The 17,153-nt window shown below is 49.3% G+C and carries 20 protein-coding genes; 6 read left to right on the forward strand and 14 right to left on the reverse strand.

What is annotated here, in order from left to right; translation table 11 throughout:
* Positions 1–72 precede the first annotated feature (72 nt).
* The 4 genes from ACO0LH_RS18675 to ACO0LH_RS18690 form a co-directional block, all read right to left on the reverse strand.
* Positions 73–516, reverse strand: a complete 444-nt coding sequence (locus ACO0LH_RS18675; protein ID WP_422942641.1) for a MarR family winged helix-turn-helix transcriptional regulator — start codon at positions 514–516, stop codon at positions 73–75.
* Between the two features lie 78 nt (positions 517–594).
* On the reverse strand, positions 595–1,161 hold the full coding sequence (locus tag ACO0LH_RS18680) for a YceI family protein (protein ID WP_422942642.1): 567 nt from the start codon (positions 1,159–1,161) through the stop codon (positions 595–597).
* A 93-nt stretch (positions 1,162–1,254) separates the two neighbouring features.
* Entirely contained in the window at positions 1,255–1,806 is a 552-nt protein-coding gene (locus ACO0LH_RS18685) for a YceI family protein (protein ID WP_422942643.1), read from the reverse strand.
* Positions 1,807–1,852: 46 nt separating this feature from the next.
* The gene (locus ACO0LH_RS18690) at positions 1,853–2,386 is read right to left on the reverse strand and encodes a cytochrome b (protein WP_422942644.1); all 534 of its coding nucleotides are present in this window, start codon (positions 2,384–2,386) and stop codon (positions 1,853–1,855) included.
* A 291-nt stretch (positions 2,387–2,677) separates the two neighbouring features.
* Between ACO0LH_RS18690 and ACO0LH_RS18695 the strand changes: the two genes are divergently transcribed.
* Positions 2,678–3,880, forward strand: coding sequence for a sterol desaturase family protein (locus tag ACO0LH_RS18695; RefSeq protein ID WP_422942645.1), 1,203 nt, complete (start codon positions 2,678–2,680; stop codon positions 3,878–3,880).
* Between the two features lie 186 nt (positions 3,881–4,066).
* On the opposite strand, the gene purB is transcribed toward ACO0LH_RS18695, so the two are convergent.
* On the reverse strand, positions 4,067–5,434 hold the full coding sequence (gene purB / locus ACO0LH_RS18700) for an adenylosuccinate lyase (RefSeq protein WP_422942646.1): 1,368 nt from the start codon (positions 5,432–5,434) through the stop codon (positions 4,067–4,069).
* Between the two features lie 277 nt (positions 5,435–5,711).
* Between purB and ACO0LH_RS18705 the strand changes: the two genes are divergently transcribed.
* Positions 5,712–6,326, forward strand: a complete 615-nt coding sequence (locus tag ACO0LH_RS18705) for a glutathione S-transferase C-terminal domain-containing protein (RefSeq protein ID WP_422942647.1) — start codon at positions 5,712–5,714, stop codon at positions 6,324–6,326.
* Positions 6,327–6,440: 114 nt separating this feature from the next.
* Here ACO0LH_RS18705 and bfr read toward each other — a convergent pair whose 3' ends face one another.
* The 6 genes from bfr to asd all read right to left on the reverse strand — a co-directional run bounded on the left by bfr (position 6,441) and on the right by asd (position 9,743).
* Positions 6,441–6,917, reverse strand: coding sequence for a bacterioferritin (bfr, locus tag ACO0LH_RS18710; protein WP_422942648.1), 477 nt, complete (start codon positions 6,915–6,917; stop codon positions 6,441–6,443).
* 122 nt (positions 6,918–7,039) lie between these two features.
* The gene (locus ACO0LH_RS18715; protein ID WP_422942649.1) at positions 7,040–7,717 is read right to left on the reverse strand and encodes a TonB family protein; all 678 of its coding nucleotides are present in this window, start codon (positions 7,715–7,717) and stop codon (positions 7,040–7,042) included.
* 8 nt (positions 7,718–7,725) lie between these two features.
* Positions 7,726–7,965 (reverse strand): (2Fe-2S)-binding protein, encoded by a 240-nt coding sequence (locus tag ACO0LH_RS18720; RefSeq protein WP_422942650.1) that lies wholly within the window; start codon positions 7,963–7,965, stop codon positions 7,726–7,728.
* Positions 7,966–7,978: 13 nt separating this feature from the next.
* The gene (locus tag ACO0LH_RS18725; protein WP_422942651.1) at positions 7,979–8,317 is read right to left on the reverse strand and encodes a hypothetical protein; all 339 of its coding nucleotides are present in this window, start codon (positions 8,315–8,317) and stop codon (positions 7,979–7,981) included.
* A gap of 59 nt (positions 8,318–8,376) precedes the next feature.
* Positions 8,377–8,568 carry a hemin uptake protein HemP gene (gene hemP / locus ACO0LH_RS18730; RefSeq protein WP_422942652.1) on the reverse strand — a complete coding sequence of 64 codons (192 nt, stop codon included), beginning with the start codon at positions 8,566–8,568 and terminating at the stop codon, positions 8,377–8,379.
* 320 nt (positions 8,569–8,888) lie between these two features.
* The gene (gene asd / locus ACO0LH_RS18735; RefSeq protein ID WP_422942653.1) at positions 8,889–9,743 is read right to left on the reverse strand and encodes an archaetidylserine decarboxylase; all 855 of its coding nucleotides are present in this window, start codon (positions 9,741–9,743) and stop codon (positions 8,889–8,891) included.
* A gap of 107 nt (positions 9,744–9,850) precedes the next feature.
* Between asd and ACO0LH_RS18740 the strand changes: the two genes are divergently transcribed.
* The 4 genes from ACO0LH_RS18740 (at position 9,851) to ACO0LH_RS18755 (ending at position 14,472) form a co-directional block, all read left to right on the forward strand.
* Positions 9,851–11,230: an HD-GYP domain-containing protein gene (locus ACO0LH_RS18740; protein ID WP_422942654.1), complete on the forward strand. Its 1,380-nt coding sequence runs from the start codon at positions 9,851–9,853 to the stop codon at positions 11,228–11,230.
* 21 nt (positions 11,231–11,251) lie between these two features.
* Entirely contained in the window at positions 11,252–13,165 is a 1,914-nt protein-coding gene (locus tag ACO0LH_RS18745; protein WP_422942655.1) for an ATP-binding protein, read from the forward strand.
* Between the two features lie 163 nt (positions 13,166–13,328).
* Complete coding sequence (locus ACO0LH_RS18750; RefSeq protein ID WP_110255121.1) at positions 13,329–13,877, forward strand: peroxiredoxin; 549 nt, start codon at positions 13,329–13,331, stop codon at positions 13,875–13,877.
* 76 nt (positions 13,878–13,953) lie between these two features.
* Entirely contained in the window at positions 13,954–14,472 is a 519-nt protein-coding gene (locus tag ACO0LH_RS18755) for a carboxymuconolactone decarboxylase family protein (RefSeq protein WP_422942656.1), read from the forward strand.
* Positions 14,473–14,668: 196 nt separating this feature from the next.
* Here ACO0LH_RS18755 and ACO0LH_RS18760 read toward each other — a convergent pair whose 3' ends face one another.
* From ACO0LH_RS18760 to ACO0LH_RS18770, 3 genes are all read right to left on the reverse strand, one after another.
* On the reverse strand, positions 14,669–15,010 hold the full coding sequence (locus tag ACO0LH_RS18760) for a hypothetical protein (RefSeq protein WP_422942657.1): 342 nt from the start codon (positions 15,008–15,010) through the stop codon (positions 14,669–14,671).
* A 135-nt stretch (positions 15,011–15,145) separates the two neighbouring features.
* A complete protein-coding gene (locus ACO0LH_RS18765; protein WP_422942658.1) occupies positions 15,146–16,132 on the reverse strand; it encodes an isoaspartyl peptidase/L-asparaginase family protein in 987 nt (328 codons plus the stop codon).
* Positions 16,132–17,079, reverse strand: coding sequence for a MurR/RpiR family transcriptional regulator (locus tag ACO0LH_RS18770; protein ID WP_422942659.1), 948 nt, complete (start codon positions 17,077–17,079; stop codon positions 16,132–16,134). The genes ACO0LH_RS18765 and ACO0LH_RS18770 overlap by 1 nt, the downstream gene beginning before the upstream one ends.
* Positions 17,080–17,153 lie beyond the last annotated feature (74 nt).

The raw sequence follows: 17,153 nt of genomic DNA on the forward strand, positions 1-17,153 counted from the left end.
CATGGCATCGATACGAATACAAAATCACAGCATCAGAATTGTTGCTGACAGTACAGGTGCGATCTGTTTGATTCAGGATGACTTGACGTAATCATCATTGAGGTGCTGTTTCAGCTTCATCAGCGCTGATTCCAGCGCCAGATAATCATCATCAGTATAGGTCTTGAAGCGTTGCTTGCCAGCGTGAACGACCTTGGGGAAGATATCATCAAATGTGGCTTCGCCGACCGGCGTCAGTTTGACGTAAAGCTGCCGCCTGTCGTCATTGCCACGGTCACGTTGCACCAAGCCTTTTTGTTCCAGCCTGTCCAGTACACCTGTCAGCGTACCTTTGGTGATCAGAGTTTTTTCACCCAGTTCCTTGCAGGTCATGCCTGGTGTATTGCCCAATGTGGCGATGATGTCGAATTGGGAATGGGTAAAGCCCAGTTTGCGCACATTTCTGCCTGAGGCTTGCTCAAATAATTGCATGCATTCCGACAGGAGTCGTATGCTGCGCAGGTACCGTTCACCCATAGTAGGAATTTGAAATCTTATGAAGGTTTGATCCGCACCAGGGCGGATCAAACGGGATAATGCCCGGGTTATTGCAGCTTAATCAGCTTTGATGGCTTCTACCTGGATGGACAGTTTTACTTCTGGCGCAAAGCGTGGTGTGCCATAGTTCAGACCGAAATCAGTACGCTTGAATTCAGCGCTGGCATCTGCACCACAGGCTTCTTTCTTGAACATCGGGTGAGTAATGCACTTGAATTTATTGATCGTCAGCGTGACTGGTTTGGTTACGCCCAGCAAGGTCAGTTCGCCGACAACAGCCACTGGTGTATCACCGTCAAACTTGATGGATGTACCTTTGTAAGTCGCTGTCGGGAATTGCGCTACGTTGAACATATCTTTGGATTTGGCATGTTCATTCATTTTTTCATGACCGAAATCGATAGAATTGGCATCGATAGTGATATCCACAGTACCGGTTTTTGCCGCACGGTCAAGCACGATCTTGCCAGTGGTTTTGGTGAATTTGCCACGCCATACAGAAATACCCATGTGGTCGGCTTCAAAGCTTGGGTAGGTGTGGTTGGATTCAATGTTATAGGTTTGGGCAAATGCTGGTGCTGCGCTGATCAACAATGCTGCTGCGATTAATTTCGAGATGTTCATGCTTTACTCCGGTTAGATATGTGTGTTGGTGGTGAGTTTGCTACTGCGTTGTTTTTTACTTGTTTGCTGCTTGTTTGCTGCTTATTTGTTACTTTACTGAGTGGTGACTACGTGAAACTTGATCATGACTTCATCGGCAACCATGCCGGTATCCTTCCATTCGCCTTCGCCGATATTAAAAGCCAGACGCTTGATAGGCAGGCTGCCATCGAATACCTGGTTCGCCCCTTCTTTCTTTACCGTCAGTGGAAAACTCACATCCAGGGTTTTACCCTTGATGGTCAGTTTGCCGACCACGTCGAGTTTTCCGGCAGCGCCAGCTTTCATGGATGTGGAAACAAAGCTGGCCTTGGGGAACTGGGCTGCATTGAACCATTCTTTCTTTAGCACTTCCTTGTTGTATTCAGCGTCACCCAGGTCAAAACTGGTGGTGTCGATATCTACCGTGGCTTTTGATGCTTCAGGCTTGGCGCTGTCATAGTCAATGTTGGCACTGAATTTTTTAAATTTGGCATCAACCGGCACGTTCATTTGCTTGAAGACGATGCTGACATTGCTTTTTGCACTGTCGAGTTTCAAAGCAGCTGCAATCGCCGGGCTGGCAATGGCCAATGCGACAGCACTGGAAATCAGGATTTTTTTCATGGAGTAATGAGACATAAGAGACCTATTCTTTCCTTAATAAGCAAAATTACCGACCAGGACGCATGCGCAACAGCAAGCCGTCCTTGTCGATGAAATGGTGTTTCAAAGCGGCGGCGATATGCAGTAAAACCATGACCAGCATGACCTTGGTCAATATTTCATGCAGGTCTTTCAGGCTTTCCTTGATATCCGGGTTGGGACCCATCAATACTGGTAATTCAAACTGACCAAAATAGACGACAGGGTAACCCGCCGCCAGCGTGTAAAAATAGCCAGACAGGGGAACGCCAAACATCAGTACATACAAAAAGAGATGCGTGGCATTGGCTATCCTTGTCTGCCACAAGCCCATATTAGCCGGGTAGGGTGGTGCCTTGCTGAACAAGCGGCTAAGCAGGCGTATGGCAACAAAGCCAAAAACGGTGACGCCCAGCCATTTATGATAGGAATAATATTGCAACTTGGTAGGGCTGAATTTCATATCCGTCATGATGGTGCCCAGGGCAAAGGCGGCAACTATCAGTATGGCGATCAGCCAATGCAGTACGATGCTGGTGTTGGAATATCTTTGCGTTGGCATAAGTGCCCCTCTGATGAAAGAGATAATTAGTTCGAAGTAGAACTAATATAGCAAAAAAAAGGAAACTCTGCTGACACGTCAACATTTTCTGAGTGTAGCCTGTATTTGGCCAGGAAAACACGGCCATTAATATTTTGTTACCAATGAGTGTTGGTTTTCACTTCTCCCCGTGATAAGTTGCGCAATCAAAATTCGGAAATTCAGATATTTGTGCGTATCACCAAGGTTTTTCCCTGAATTTGTTTGATTCAACTATCATAGTCTCAAGTTGCCAATTTCATCATCCAGCTTATGAAGCCCATACAGTCAAAAACACTAGATAAAAAAATAGTTCATCCTGCCAAAGCGGTCATCGGTAATGTAACGGGGGCGGTAAGCGAAACCAAGGATTTGCTGGATCAAAGCGGGCCGCTGCACCCGGGCACCGGTCTCGCCAGTGGCGTATTGGCTTTGACACTGGCTTTCCTGTGTTTGCTGGGGGTAGTTGCCTTCCATTTTCCTCAATACCTGACGACGCCTGAACTACGTAAAAACTACTCGCCCGATGTAATACGGCATATTCTGTTTGCGGCCCTCGTGCTTTCAGGTGTGATCAGCTTGCTCAATATACTCTTCAACCGCCGCCGTGGTTTAAATGCCGTGGCCGCAACGCTGGTATTGGCCGCGGTGGCCTTTGGCGGCTCCCATGTGCCTGTCGCTGATTTTCCTGATCACACGCCTTACATCGGTTTAGACTGGTTCATCCTGGATTTGCTGGGCTCGACCATCATTTTTGTAGCGATAGAAAAAATCTTCCCGCTCTATAAAGGACAGTTGATTTTCCGCCGCGAATGGCAAACCGACATGGTGCATTTTGCCGTCAATCACTTCATCGTCGGCCTGGCCTTGTTGACCGTTAACTTCGCCATTCACCGCCTGTTTGGCTGGATGGCGCATGACAGTGTGCGTGACTTTGTGCAATCCATCTGGTTCTTCCCGCAGTTACTGCTGTGTATTCTGGCGGCTGACATGGTGCAATACTGGACGCATCGTGCCTATCATGAAATCCCGTTCCTGTGGCGCTTCCATGCAGTCCATCATTCAGCCAAGACCATGGACTGGCTGGCCGGTTCGCGCCAGCATATCCTTGAATTGATTTGCACCCGCGTAGGCGTACTGGGTGCTTTGTATGTATTGGGCTTTGATAAAACCGTCATGGATGTCTACATCATCGTGGTCGGCTTTCAGGCGGTGTTCAATCATGCCAATGTGCATTTGCCATGGGGGCCGATCAAGTATCTCATCGTGACACCAGATTTTCATCACTGGCATCATTCATCAGACGATGTGGCCATCGACAGGAATTATGCGGCGCATTATGCCTTTCTCGATCATCTGTTTGGTACAGCGATCAAAGGACAAAAGGGTTTTCCTGAGAAATATGGCGTGCAGGGTGACTATATGCCGGATGGTTTCGTGAAGCAGCTGATGTTCCCGTTCCGCTCGCAGAAGTAAATATTTTTTAAGACCAAAAAGCTCACCACAGAGGCACCGAGACACAGAGGAAAAGCAGAGAAAAACAATTACTTTTCTCTGTGGTGTAGCAGGGAAGGTGTGCGGTACACCGCACACCTGCGAAACGAAGACTGCTTGCAAGCAGTCTTTCCTTCCTCTGTGGTTAATGGTCTTCTTGGCTAACAATTAGATTGCTTTTGCCAGTTTCGCTGCAATACCGGTGTAGTTCGCCGGCGTCATTGCCAGCAGCAAATCCTTGGCTTCGCGCGGGATTGCCAGGCCTTCGACAAACTCCTGCAAGGCGGCTTTGGTGATGCCTTTGCCGCGTGTCAGTTCTTTTAATTGCTCGTAAGCGTTTTCAACAGCATAACGACGCATGACGGTCTGCACTGGTTCAGCCAGTACTTCCCAGGTCGCATCCAGATCGGCAGCCAGGCGCTCAGGATTGGTTTCCAGTTTGTTCAGGCCGCGCAGGCAACTGTCGTAGGCCAGCAGGGTGTAACCAAATGCCACGCCAATATTGCGCAAGACGGTGGAGTCAGTCAGGTCACGCTGCCAGCGTGACACTGGTAATTTTTCAGACAGATGGCGCAACAGGGAATTGGCCAGACCCAGATTGCCTTCAGAGTTTTCAAAGTCGATAGGGTTGACTTTATGTGGCATGGTGGATGAACCGATTTCACCTGCCTTGGTTTTTTGTTTGAAATACCCTACAGAGATATAACCCCAGATGTCGCGGTTCAGATCCAGCAAAATGGTATTGACACGCGCAAAGGCATCAAACATTTCAGCCATGTAATCATGCGGCTCGATTTGTATGGTGTAAGGGTTGTAAGTCAGGCCCAGGCGTTGCTCAATGACATTTTTGGAAAAATTTTCCCAGTCATAGCCAGGGTAGGCAGACAAGTGTGCATTGTAGTTACCGACAGCGCCATTCATCTTGCCCAGAATTTCGACTTGCTCTATGCGCTTGATGGCGCGTTGCAGACGGGCGACGACGTTGGCCATTTCCTTGCCCAGCGTAGTCGGGCTGGCGGCCTGGCCGTGCGTGCGGGACAGCATGGGTACGTCAGCATTCACATGCGCCAACTCCGTCAGCCGGGCGATCAGTTTGCGCAATACAGGCAACATCACCTCATTGCGCGCCGTTTTCAGCATCATGCCGTGTGAAGTATTGTTGATATCTTCAGACGTGCAGGCAAAGTGGATGAATTCGCTGGCAGCAACCAGCTCAGGCACATCCTTGACCTGTTCTTTCAGCCAGTATTCAACCGCTTTCACATCATGGTTGGTAACGGCTTCGATGTCCTTGATGCGTTGTGCATCTGCTTCCGAAAAATCAGCAACGATTTTATCCAGCAATGCAGTGGCTGCGGGAGAAAATGCCTTGATTTCATCGAAACCGGCCAATGCCAGTGCCTGCAGCCAGGACACTTCAACTTTAACGCGGTGATGCATGAAGCCGGCTTCAGACAAGGTAGTGCGCAAGGCATCGACTTTGCTGGCATAACGGCCATCAAGCGGGGAAAGGGCAGAAAGTGAGGATAAGGGCATGATGAGAGAGATTAGATGAAATGACAGAAAAGCTTGCGCAAAAAACAACGATACTTTAAATTTTGTAAATATACTTTCGTATGTATGAAAAGATTATATTTGCAATATAAAGGCAGGTTTTTTGCGTGGAATATGCGATTTTACCATTTGATTGCCTCTAATTCGCAGAATTGCTGTGTTATGGCCAGGTTGTTGCAGGGGCGCACTTACGCCCGCCAAGACTGGGTTTCTGCCTCTGCGATGCTATAATCCGCGCTAAACCATCTATCAGATATCTATGAAACTCATTGGCTCCACCACCAGTCACTATGTCAGAAAAGTCCGCGTTGTCATGGCGGAAAAGAAACTGGACTACACCTTCATACAAGAAAACGTCTGGGCCGCTGATACCACCATACAGCAATCAAATCCTCTGGGCAAAGTGCCTTGCCTGCTGATGGAGGATGGTGGTGCGATGTTTGATTCACGCGTTATCGTGGAATACCTGGACACACTGACACCCGTTGGCAAATTGATACCTGCCAATGGTCGCGAACGCGCAGAAGTGAAATGCTGGGAAGCCCTGGCAGACGGCGTGATTGACGCCGCCATATTGGTGCGACTGGAAAAAACCTTGCGTGCCGGGGATATGCAAAGCCAGGATTGGATGGACCGTCAGATGGGTAAAGTTAGCGCTGGCTTGAAAGCCATGTCCAGCGGGCTTGGCGATGCCCCGTTTTGTTCTGGCAACCATTTGACGCTGGCAGATGTCAGTGTTGCCTGCGCGTTGGGCTGGCTGACTTTCCGTTTCCCCGAGATCGAATGGCGTGGCGAGTATCCTAATCTGGCTAAATTATTCGACAAATTGTCGGAGCGTGCTTCATTTAAAGATACGCTGCCACAGCAATCATAAGCTTGTGACCGAGAGTTAAAAAGGGATGAAAGCCCAGGCTTCATCCCTTTTTTATTTGTTCCGGTCTTTGCGCCTTAATCTTTGCCAGATATTGATTTGGCAAAGACCTGTGGTTTATTCTTCTGTTGATAATTGTGATTGCAGGTAGTTCTGGATACCGATTTTTTCTATCAGTTCCAACTGGGTTTCCAGCCAGTCTATATGCTCTTCAGTGTCCTCAAGGATGGTCTGGAACAGATCGCGTGAAACATAATCACCGACTGATTCGCAGCAGGCGACGCCTTCCTTGACAGTTTTTTGCGCGGCAACCTCCAGGTTCAGATCACAACGCAGCATTTCTTGGGTGTCTTCCCCTATCATCAGCTTGTGCAAGGCCTGAAGATTCGGCAAGCCACCCAGCATCAGAATACGATCGATCAATTTATCGGCATGCTTCATTTCGCCTATGGATTCTTCATATTCTTTTTTTGCTATTTTTTCGAAGCCCCAGTGTTTGTACATGCGTGCATGCAAAAAGTATTGGTTTATCGCGCTTAGCTCATTGGTTAATTGGGCATTGAGCAGTTTGATGACTTTCACATCGCCTTTCATGGCTTTCCTTCCAGTTTGATTTTGTAATAGATATGCCTACATGATAGAGCATGTGCCGAAAAAAGAGAGGGCTGACGGCAATTTTTGCAGTCAGCCCTCTTTTGGTAAAGATTTTTGCTTGATTAGCTACTCAGCGAAAAATTGATTGTCGCCGTCGCGATGACTGTCAATGCCTTGCCATCTTCAAGATATGGTTTGAAAATGGCACGCAAAATGGCGGTTTTCGCTGCTTCGTCAAGGCGGTTAGACCCCGATGATTTTTGTATTTCTACGCGTTCTGCCACACCTTTTTCGTTAACCAGAATACGCATTGTGACTTTACCCTCTTCACCCAGGCGGCGAGCCATTGGCGGGTAGTCTGGTTGCGGAGCACGCAAATACTCCACGGCACTAATTTGTTTCGGTTGTGTGGGGGCAACAGGCGCCGCTACCGGTTCTGCTTTTGCGACAACCTGAGGTACTGCTACAGACGGCTGCACCGTAATCTGGTTTTCTGTTACCGGAATATTCACGACGGGGGTGATCGCTGGTACAGGTATCACCGGTGTCTGCAAAGGTGCCAGTTTTTTGGTAGGGACAGGCTCTGCTTTTGGTTTTGGCGGTTCTTGCTGCGGTGCCTGCGGCTGTATCATGGTCAGCACTACTTCTTTTGGCAGCATCTGAACGGCATGCGAAATCAAGCCATGTTGCAATGCATAAAACAGAGCCAGATGCGCGATGACGATGCCAGCAAACGAAATGATTCTTGAAGAAGGTGCTGGTGCAGGCGGGGATTCAAGGCGTAAAGAGAGCGTGGACATGATGTGCTTCAGGCAGCCAGTGGGTTGGGCTGAAAATGTAACTGGTGAATAAAGTTTTGCAGGCCAGATGCAGTAGTGGAATTTTTCTCCATGCATTCACGCAATACCTTGCGTGCGCAACCAGCACATTTGCCGCAGCAAGTGCCGACATCAAGTTGCTCACGCAATTCAGACATGGTGCTGACACCCATGGCAACGGCATGATGGATTTTTTTCTCAGAAACATTATTGCAAACACATACAATCATGAAACCAACTCCATTAATTCAAATTTCTTCCGGTCCCTGCCAATAACCAGGCAAGCCTGCTCATCTTGTTCTGCTGCTGCGGTTTTACTTCTACCAGTCTGGCCCACTGCTCAGACAGTTGCTGGCAAGTGGCTTTTAATACCGGCGCCAGATCTGGCAAATTTGCCAGTGCCTGCAAATGCCGCTCTATCACCGATGCCAGCCTGGCACGCGTCGGACCTGCTTCAGCCTCTGTGCTATTGGCCGTGTAATGCGACATCAGATGCAACACGGCTGACATCAGCAATTCTGGCTGCCGGGACTTTTCAGCCATATCTGGCACATTCTGGTTGAGTTGCGTTTCACTTGTCATGGCAACCTCTGGCAAAAAAACAGCACATCACTACTTTCATACTTACGGGTAGTTCTCTATCACGCCGTCAGTATCAGCTTGTTCAACTGCGTAATACGCAAGCGGTAAATACGGCCTTCGTGATCGATTTCAACTTCTCGTTTGTGCTGCATTAATTCACCGCTTTTCAGTCGGGGAATCTCTTTTTTAGGCGATACCGCAAGTTGCTCGGTGACGTCGCTGCGCTGATGAATAGCATCATTTGTGTTCATATTATACCTTGCAAATCTAAACGATAACAATTCTTATTTAGATTATTAAATATTCAAACACCTTTGGCAAGCGTTTTTTTAAAGTTATTTGACAAAATGCATGCCCTTTGCCGTTGCGTACTCATTGGCAACCTTATTGACAGTGCTAAGGGAGAGCCATCAAGAGGTCAATCTGACTTCCGCGAGAAGATGGGGGAAAGGGCCGAGTCTTGCCTGCCGTGATTACGCACGGAAAGTCAGGTTTGTAGAGGAGGGAGATATGGCAAGGCAGGACGCACTTGCCAGTTTTCAGGCTAGCAGCAGGTGGAAGTTGGCTGTTTTTAGGCTTTGGCAGGATGATTACCCATCGCTTCGCCCATGCATATACTTTTTGCTGGCGCCCATTGCGGGTTGAATTCCAGCGTATTTTTTGGAAAAAGCATGACAACAGTGGAGCCGAGCAGAAACCTTCCCATTTCTTCTCCCTTTTTCAATACGATATGTTGATCATCATAACGCCATTCACGTACGCTATTGCTGCGTGGCGGGTTGACGATGCCGTGCCAGGTCGTGGCCATGCTGCCGACGATAGTGGCGCCCACCAGTGTCAGTACAAAGGGACCAAAGGCGGATTCAAACACACAGACCACGCGTTCATTGCGGGCAAACAGGCCGGGCACGCCCCTCGCAGTGGTGGGATTGACAGAAAACAGCGCACCAGGCACATAAATCATACGGGTCAGGCGACCATCGCAGGGCATGTGTATACGATGATAATCGCGCGGGCTCAGGTAAAGTGTTGCAAAACTACCATTATGAAACCGGGCGGCAAGTTCGCTGTCACCGCCGACCAATGCCGTTGCAGAATAGCTATGGCCCTTGGCCTGGAATATCTGTCCCTCGGTGATGGGGCCAAACTGGCTGATTGCACCATCCACAGGGCTAAGCAAATCACTGGTGGCCAGTGGGCGAGCGTCAGCGTGCAGGGGACGGGTAAAAAATTCATTGAAGCTGGCGTAACTGCTGATATCAGGATTGGCCGCTTCATTCATGTTGACTTTGTATTTGCCAACAAACCAGCGTATCAGGCTGGTGCTTAATTTACCTGCTTTGGCATTGGCAATGGTGCCTGCAAAAACGGTCAGTGCCTGTTTGGGTAACAGATATTGTGGCAGGACGGCAAGACGATCAGACACGGTAAATAACTTTCAAAAAGTTCAGGTCAGCGATTATAACGTTGCCCTCATGGCTTGCGTCCATTTATTGACATGGATGTAAAGCAAGTCGTACATGATTTCTCCAGATGCCGCTTTTGCAAATGCAGAGGGCGTATGCTATCGTCAGTAGAAATATCTACTATTACCTGCCCATGCCCGATGACAGCCAGTTAATTTTGATCGATCAGGTTCAGATCGGAATGTTTATCAAACTCGATTTGAGTTGGTTTGAGCATTCTTTTCCGATGAATTCGTTCAAAATTACCAGTCAACAGCAAATCGATAACCTGATTGCGTTAAAGCTGAAACACGTCCGTTATATTCCATCCAAATCTGATCCCTTAACGCCCAAACAGCCTAACAAGATACCGGTCAGCGAAGCTGCCGCAGTGACAGCAACTGTATCGCCGTCAAGCCAGGTGTATGCCAGCATTATTGATGCCAAGCGTGCACGCTTTGAAAAATTGCAAAAACAGCGGGAAGAAATGGCTCGCTGTGAAGAAAAGTTTGTCCATGCGGCCACCGTCGTGAAAAGCATTAACAAACTTATCTTTTCAAAACCCAAAGAAACCATCATCGAAGCAGAAAAACTGGTGGAAACGATGGCAGCGGTCTTTTTGTCGGAAAATGACATTGTCATGCATTTGATACAACAGACTGCAAACAACGAGGAAATGTATTTTCACACACTGAACGTCTCGGTGTTAGCAATGATGCTGGCGAATGAAGTCAAATGCACGGCAGAACAAATCAAGGCAGTAGGCATTGCTGCATTATTTCATGACCTTGGAAAAGTAAATGTACCAGAATCGATATTGAATAAGACCACTGCCCTGACCAAACCAGAGCAGAATTTTTTTGAGCTGCATACACACTACGGCGTTGAAGTAGGGAAAAAAGCAGGTTTGTCCAGTGTGGTGCTGGACGTGATTGCCCAACATCATGAATACATGGATGGCAGCGGTTATCCCCGAAAATTGAAAGGAGAAGCCATTTGCATGGCGGCACGTATTGTGACGATTGCCAATGTGTATGATAATTTATGCAATCATAATGATATACGTCAGGCCATGACGCCGCATGAGGCCTTATCAACCATGTATGCCCACAGGCGTACGCAATTTGATGCGGCGATCATGGCGACGCTCGTCAAAAGCCTGGGTGTGTACCCGCCGGGTAGCTTGGTCAAGCTGTCGAATGAAGCGGTGGGCCTGGTCATGAATGTCAATGTTGGCAAGCCTTTGCGCCCGCGCGTACTGGTTTATGACGCTGAAATACCGAAAGAAGATGCCATCATTCTGGATCTGGCTGAAGAAAGTAAAGAGCTTTCCATTACCGGCAGTATCAGGCCTGGCCTGTTACCGCGGGCAATTTTTGACTATCTGAATCCGCGCAAGCGTGTTACTTATTATTCTGATGCCCAACAAAAAAAACCACAGGGTAGTACGCCTCCTGTAAAAAGCTAAAAGGAAACGACAGGTATATCGATGTCACACCCTTCATTTACGCTGAGCGGCGGCTTGCTACGCCATATCTTTGACCATAGCCGGGACGCGGTGCTGGTGGTTGATGCGCAGCAAATGCTTGTGCTTGACGCAGATCAAAATGCTTGCCGCATGCTGGGCTATCAACGCGATGAGATCATTGGGCAGGCACTGGCAAATATAGAGTGCTCATTGGAAGACGTTTTTTTCTGGGACAGTGTACGCAGTACCATTCTGGCCGATGGTAACGCCATTGCTGAAAGTGAATGGATCACACGTATCGGCATTACTTTTCCCATCGAAAAAAGGGTTTCCAGCTATCTTGAAAATGGCCGTGAGTTTTTTGTCATTCACGCCGAGGATATCACCCACCGGCGGACAGTAGCTGAAGGCCAGGTCCATCTGGCCGCGCAATTGCAAAGTTCGCTGGATGCCACTGCCGAAGGCATACTGTCAGTCGATCTGCATGGCAATATCATTAATCTCAACCAGCGCTTTACCCTGATGTGGAATTTGCCTGATGACCTCTTCGCGTCCAGGGACGAAGTGCAGATGTTTGCCTATCTCCGAGCTGCCTTGCTGGAAACAGACAGTTTTTTTGAAAGCATGCGCAAGATCAGGGACGACCCTAATCTGGAAACCGAAGATTTGCTGGCATTGAAAGACGGACGTTATTTTGTCTGTGTATCCAAGCCCGAATTTTTGCGTGACCGTCGTGTCGGCCGTGTATTCAGCATACGCGATATCACCCAGATGAAAGAGGCGGAATGCAGCCTGGTGATGGCCCGTGACGCTGCTGAGCAGGCCAGCAAGGAAAAATCACGCATGGTCGAAGCTTTGCTGGTTAGCGAGTCGCGGCTGCGCCGGCTCGTCAATTCCAGTCTCATCGGGATTATGCAGGGCCAGATGGAAGCTGATCTGACGGAAGCCAACGATGTGCTGTTGCAACTGGCAGGCATGCAAAGACAGGAATTTGCTGAATCCGGCATGAACTGGCTGCTGGCAACCACACTGGAAAGTCATGCTGCGCATAGAAATGCCCTGTTGGAAGTGCGTTCGTATGGACAGGCAAAGCCCTATGAAGGCGAACTGATACGCAATGACGGTGCCCACATCCCTGTCATGGTCGGGCTGGCGCAACTGGAAGGGTCTCTCGAAGAATGGGTGGGTTTTGTGCTTGATCTGACCGAGCAGCGCAAGGCTGATCGTATCAAATCCGAGTTTATTTCGGTTGTCAGCCATGAGTTGCGTACGCCGCTGACATCGATACGCGGCGCTCTCGGCCTGCTGGAAAGCGGCGTGACGGGGGAGCTGGCGCCGAAATCCATGCAACTGATTAAAGTGGCGCACAAAAATTGTCAGCGTTTAGGCGCACTGGTCAACGATATTCTGGACATGGAAAAACTGGCTTCCGGCAAAATGGTCATCAATATCGAGCGTTTCGATCTGGTGACGGTCACCAGGCAGGCGATGGAAGCCAATAGCAACTATGCGCAAGCGCTCAATGTGCGTTACCGCATTGTCTGCCACCCTGACCAGGCCTGGGCGATGGGTGATAATGTCCGGGTCATGCAGGTGTTTGCCAACCTCTTGTCGAATGCCGCCAAATTCTCTCCAGCAGGCAGGGAGGTTGAAATCCGTATTTCGGAATTTTCTGGCGTGTATAAAATTGAAGTGCAGGATTTTGGTCCAGGAATACCCGTCGCCTTCAGGGAACAGATTTTCAAAAAATTCGCCCAGGCCGACGGCACCAATACCCGCCAGCAAGGCGGGACGGGTCTGGGCTTGAATATTACCAAAACCTTTGTCGAGAAAATGGGCGGCGAAATTGGTTTTCTGACGGAAGACGGCAAAGGCACCACTTTCTGGTTTACTTTACTCGCCGCTGTGCAAAGGCGTGAGGATAGGCTCACTTGAACAGGCGCTTTTAATTTTTCAAGAATCGTTTCAAAGCCGCATCACATATCTTTTAACTAAGCGTTTGTTAGTTAAAATCTATTGGATATTTAAAATTCATAGTGATATGCTTTGATCCGTTGTGGACATATTGTTCACCTTGTCACGTCATCAGGAGAATTTAATGAAAACTGTAGGTCAAAAACTCGACGCATTCAAAGTTCCAGCCGCTAAACCAGGCTTTAACCATCATGAAGAAAATGGCGTGTCTGCATTCGAAGACATCACGGAAGCGTCTTTCCCAGGCAAATGGAAAATCATCTATTTCTACCCAAAAGATTTCACTTTCGTATGCCCGACTGAAATCGTTGAATTTGCCAAACTGACGAACGATTTTGCTGACCGTGACGCGATCCTGCTGGGTGGCTCTACTGATAACGAATTCTGCAAACTGGCATGGCGTCGTGAGCACAAAGACCTGGACAAACTGAATCACTATGCGTTCGGCGATGCAACTGGTTCTCTGGTCGACATGCTGGGTGTACGTGATGTTAACGCCGGTGTTGCTCTGCGCGCGACTTTCATCGTTGATCCAGACAATGTCATCCAGCACGTTTCTGTCAACAACCTCAACGTTGGCCGTAACCCGACAGAAATCCTGCGTATTCTGGATGGTCTGCAAACAGATGAACTGTGCCCATGCAACCGTACAGTAGGCGGCGCAACTCTGTAATTCAGAGGTTCAGCTGTAGATGTAAAATAAACCCGCTCCGGCGGGTTTTAAAACCACTTTTTGATAGGTAAATACTATGGAATTCTTGAATTTAATTAAAAGTCGTATCCCTGATTACGCCAAGGATATCCGTCTGAATATCGATGGCACCATCGCTCGCTCCAGCCTCGAAGGCAATGACGCGGTAGGCGTTGCACTGGCAGCAGCTTTTGCTGCAAAAAGCACGGTGATTATTGAAGCCATCAAATCCAGTGGTGCCATCAGCCCTGAAGAAATCAATGCAGCGCTGACCGCAGCGGCTTTGATGGGCATGAATAATGTCTGGTACCCCTATGTGGAAATGGCAGATGATGCCGACCTGAAAACCCAGGCTGCGCAATTGCGCATGAATGCCTATGCGACCAATGGCGGTGTTGATAAGCGCCGTTTCGAGATGTATGCCTTGTCGGCTTCCATCATCGGCAAATGCCATTTCTGCGTGAAATCGCATTTTGAGTTGTTGAAGAAGGAAGGCATGTCGACGACGCAGTTGCGCGATGTGGGCAGGATTGCAGCAGTTGTGAATGCCGCCGCGCAAGTCATTTCTGCAGAATAAGCGCTGACCAAGCTACTGCGCGACACGATTTTGAGCCTGCGATGCTCACCGTACTTTAGTACGGTTGCGCTTCTTAACTCAAACTCGTGCCGCTCGCTACGCTTACTCAGCGCTTCTTTCGTCGCTTAAATTGTGAATATATTTTAGCAAATACGCTGATTTTTACCGCCGCAAAGACCTCTTTCCATCATCGCGGCTACCGCGATTTCCTTTTGAAAATACTCAGCACCACCACGATCAGCAGCACAGGTAATAGAAATGGCGAGAAGATCATCAGGAAGAGGGCGCCGAACAGGACGAAAATTCCCACCAGCAGAAACGATACACCGGCAATTACCAGGGCTGCCATAAACAGGGCGAAGAGTAGCACCAGGCCAGCAATTGCCAGGCCACCCAATGTGATACCTGTTTCGGAAAATAGCTCGAAATCTTCTGTGTTCCAGTCAAAATTCCAATCGTTTGGCGTATCGAAGATATACCAGATGACCAGTAGCAAGATGCAAAAGACGGTGAAGCGGGCTGAGGATTTTTGTTGCATGATGGTCTGGGCAGCTACTCGTTGATATCAATAAAGGACGCATACCATTGATGCTTGTCAGAGCGTGGCTATCTGCGTATCTGCAAAGTATAGATGATCCGGGCAAGCCTACCCGGTAATCGGCATGTATCTGTCTCAGGTCTCATCTGTATAAATGGCGACGACAGCCTGACTGTCAACGTGCATGTAGGCGCGGTACATGCCCTCGGTATTGAACGGACAGACAATATGGCCCTGCGCGTCTATGCCTATCATGCCACCTTGTCCCTGGTATTGGGGCAGCTTTTTCATGATGACTTCTTGTGCTGCCTGCGCCAGATTATGGCCGGCATATTGCATCTGCGCGGCGATATCATGCAACGCCAGGCTGCGCATGAAGGCTTCGCCAGTACCAGTGGCAGACATGGCCGCTGTCTGATTGTCGGCATAACAGCCTGCGCCCAGCATGGCAGTATCGCCAACCCGGCCGGGTAATTTATTGGTCATGCCCCCGGTTGATGTGGCGGCTGCCAGGTTGCCATGCAGATCAAGAGCAACCGCACCGACCGTGCCCATTTTTTTGTCGGCATCGAGTGGCGCTGATTCCTGTTTGGCTTTTGCCAGTGTTGCGCCATCATGATCGAGAACGATGCCAGCGTCCTTTCGGGCCCGCAGCAGTTGTGCATGGCGTTGTTCAGTGTGGAAGTAGTCCGGTTTTTCGAGTTGTGCACCATGCTGGCTGACAAAATCTTCTGCACCTTGCCCCACCAGCAAAACATGCGGACTATGCTCCATGACGATACGGGCGGCGATGACGGGATTACGCAGGTGTTGCACACAAGCGATGGCGCCAGCCTGGCGTGTGCTGCCATCCATGATGGCAGCATCCATTTCTATCTTGCCTGTACTGGTGAAAACCGATCCCTTTCCAGCATTGAATAGCGGGCAATCTTCCAGCAGGCTGACGGCCAGCGTGACGGCATCCAGGGCAGTTGCCCCTTCGGCCAGTAATGCGTTGGCTGTTGTAATAATGTCGTGAAGGGCGGAGCGGTAAAGCAACTCCTGTTCTGCGCTAAGCTGGGTGCGTGTGATAGTGCCTGCACCACCATGAATGGCGATGCCTGCGCGCCTTGCGCCAGACATCAGGCTGGCCTGTCCATGTCTATGATTTTAATGGCCGCTGCTGCCTGCGATTTGCGCGTCGTTGCGTTTGGTTCCTGATACAACCACGGCAGCATGAACTTGGTCATTTCTGACGCGGCATGCACAGGTGCTTTGGCCTGATGGGCGACAGCGCTGCAAATGGCTTCGATCAGGCACAATGCAGCGCCTTCCGAATTGGGAGAAAAATTACGGCGGGTTTGCGCATACAGGGTGACATTCGCCAATGATGCCAGCGGTGAGCTTGGAGCATCTGTCAGCGCCAGTATAGGCACACCTTTTTCGCGCAATTGCTGCAAGATGGTGACTACGTCTTCTGCATAGCGTGGGAAAGATATGCCGATGACCAGATCGCGTTCTGTATATTTGAATAGCTGTCGTGCCACGTTTGACGGGCCACCTGAGCCCAGCGTGGATTGCACGGTATTGCAAAACGGGTCCAGGCTGTGCGCCATCAGGCCGGCCAGAAAGGCGCTGGCGCCATAGCCGACGATATAAATTCTTTCCGCATTCAGAATCTGGCGCACCGCATGGTTGCACAGATCCGGTGCCAGGCCACGGCGGGTCGCTTCCAGATTGGCCATGTCTTCATTGAGCGAACTGGAGATGATTTCTGTACTGGTTGCTGGTCGCTGGATTTCACTGCGCAGGTTATCGATAGGGGCCAGCATGGCTTCAAAACCATATACCAGCTCTGCGCGAAATTGCGGATAACCTTCAAACCCCAGTGCGCGGGCAAAGCGATTGGCCGTCGCGACCGAGATACCAACGGCATTGGCCAGTTCATCAATCGACATCGTGGCTGAGCGAAATACATTGGAAAGCACATAATCTGCCGCTTTTCTGTGCGCCTTCGACAGACTCATATAAACCTTGCCTATGCGTGCATTGACAGTACCACCTAGGGCTTGCGTATCAGGACGATTCATAGCGGCTGGCTTTTCCAGTGAGTTAGAAATGTAAATATAATTTCATAAATTTAAATTGTAAAGAAATGAATCAT

Source organism: Undibacterium sp. TJN19 (assembly GCF_049339485.1).
Lineage (GTDB): Bacteria > Pseudomonadota > Gammaproteobacteria > Burkholderiales > Burkholderiaceae_D > Undibacterium.

Coding starts and splice junctions, on each gene's coding strand:
- ACO0LH_RS18675 (WP_422942641.1), bottom strand. CDS start 516: ATGGGTGAACGGTACCTGCGCAGCATACGACTCCTGTCGGAATGCATG.
- ACO0LH_RS18680 (WP_422942642.1), bottom strand. CDS start 1,161: ATGAACATCTCGAAATTAATCGCAGCAGCATTGTTGATCAGCGCAGCA.
- ACO0LH_RS18685 (WP_422942643.1), bottom strand. CDS start 1,806: ATGAAAAAAATCCTGATTTCCAGTGCTGTCGCATTGGCCATTGCCAGC.
- ACO0LH_RS18690 (WP_422942644.1), bottom strand. CDS start 2,386: ATGCCAACGCAAAGATATTCCAACACCAGCATCGTACTGCATTGGCTG.
- ACO0LH_RS18695 (WP_422942645.1), top strand. CDS start 2,678: ATGAAGCCCATACAGTCAAAAACACTAGATAAAAAAATAGTTCATCCT.
- purB (WP_422942646.1), bottom strand. CDS start 5,434: ATGCCCTTATCCTCACTTTCTGCCCTTTCCCCGCTTGATGGCCGTTAT.
- ACO0LH_RS18705 (WP_422942647.1), top strand. CDS start 5,712: ATGAAACTCATTGGCTCCACCACCAGTCACTATGTCAGAAAAGTCCGC.
- bfr (WP_422942648.1), bottom strand. CDS start 6,917: ATGAAAGGCGATGTGAAAGTCATCAAACTGCTCAATGCCCAATTAACC.
- ACO0LH_RS18715 (WP_422942649.1), bottom strand. CDS start 7,717: ATGTCCACGCTCTCTTTACGCCTTGAATCCCCGCCTGCACCAGCACCT.
- ACO0LH_RS18720 (WP_422942650.1), bottom strand. CDS start 7,965: ATGATTGTATGTGTTTGCAATAATGTTTCTGAGAAAAAAATCCATCAT.
- ACO0LH_RS18725 (WP_422942651.1), bottom strand. CDS start 8,317: ATGACAAGTGAAACGCAACTCAACCAGAATGTGCCAGATATGGCTGAA.
- hemP (WP_422942652.1), bottom strand. CDS start 8,568: ATGAACACAAATGATGCTATTCATCAGCGCAGCGACGTCACCGAGCAA.
- ACO0LH_RS18740 (WP_422942654.1), top strand. CDS start 9,851: ATGCCGCTTTTGCAAATGCAGAGGGCGTATGCTATCGTCAGTAGAAAT.
- ACO0LH_RS18745 (WP_422942655.1), top strand. CDS start 11,252: ATGTCACACCCTTCATTTACGCTGAGCGGCGGCTTGCTACGCCATATC.
- ACO0LH_RS18750 (WP_110255121.1), top strand. CDS start 13,329: ATGAAAACTGTAGGTCAAAAACTCGACGCATTCAAAGTTCCAGCCGCT.
- ACO0LH_RS18755 (WP_422942656.1), top strand. CDS start 13,954: ATGGAATTCTTGAATTTAATTAAAAGTCGTATCCCTGATTACGCCAAG.
- ACO0LH_RS18760 (WP_422942657.1), bottom strand. CDS start 15,010: ATGCAACAAAAATCCTCAGCCCGCTTCACCGTCTTTTGCATCTTGCTA.
- ACO0LH_RS18765 (WP_422942658.1), bottom strand. CDS start 16,132: ATGTCTGGCGCAAGGCGCGCAGGCATCGCCATTCATGGTGGTGCAGGC.
- ACO0LH_RS18770 (WP_422942659.1), bottom strand. CDS start 17,079: ATGAATCGTCCTGATACGCAAGCCCTAGGTGGTACTGTCAATGCACGC.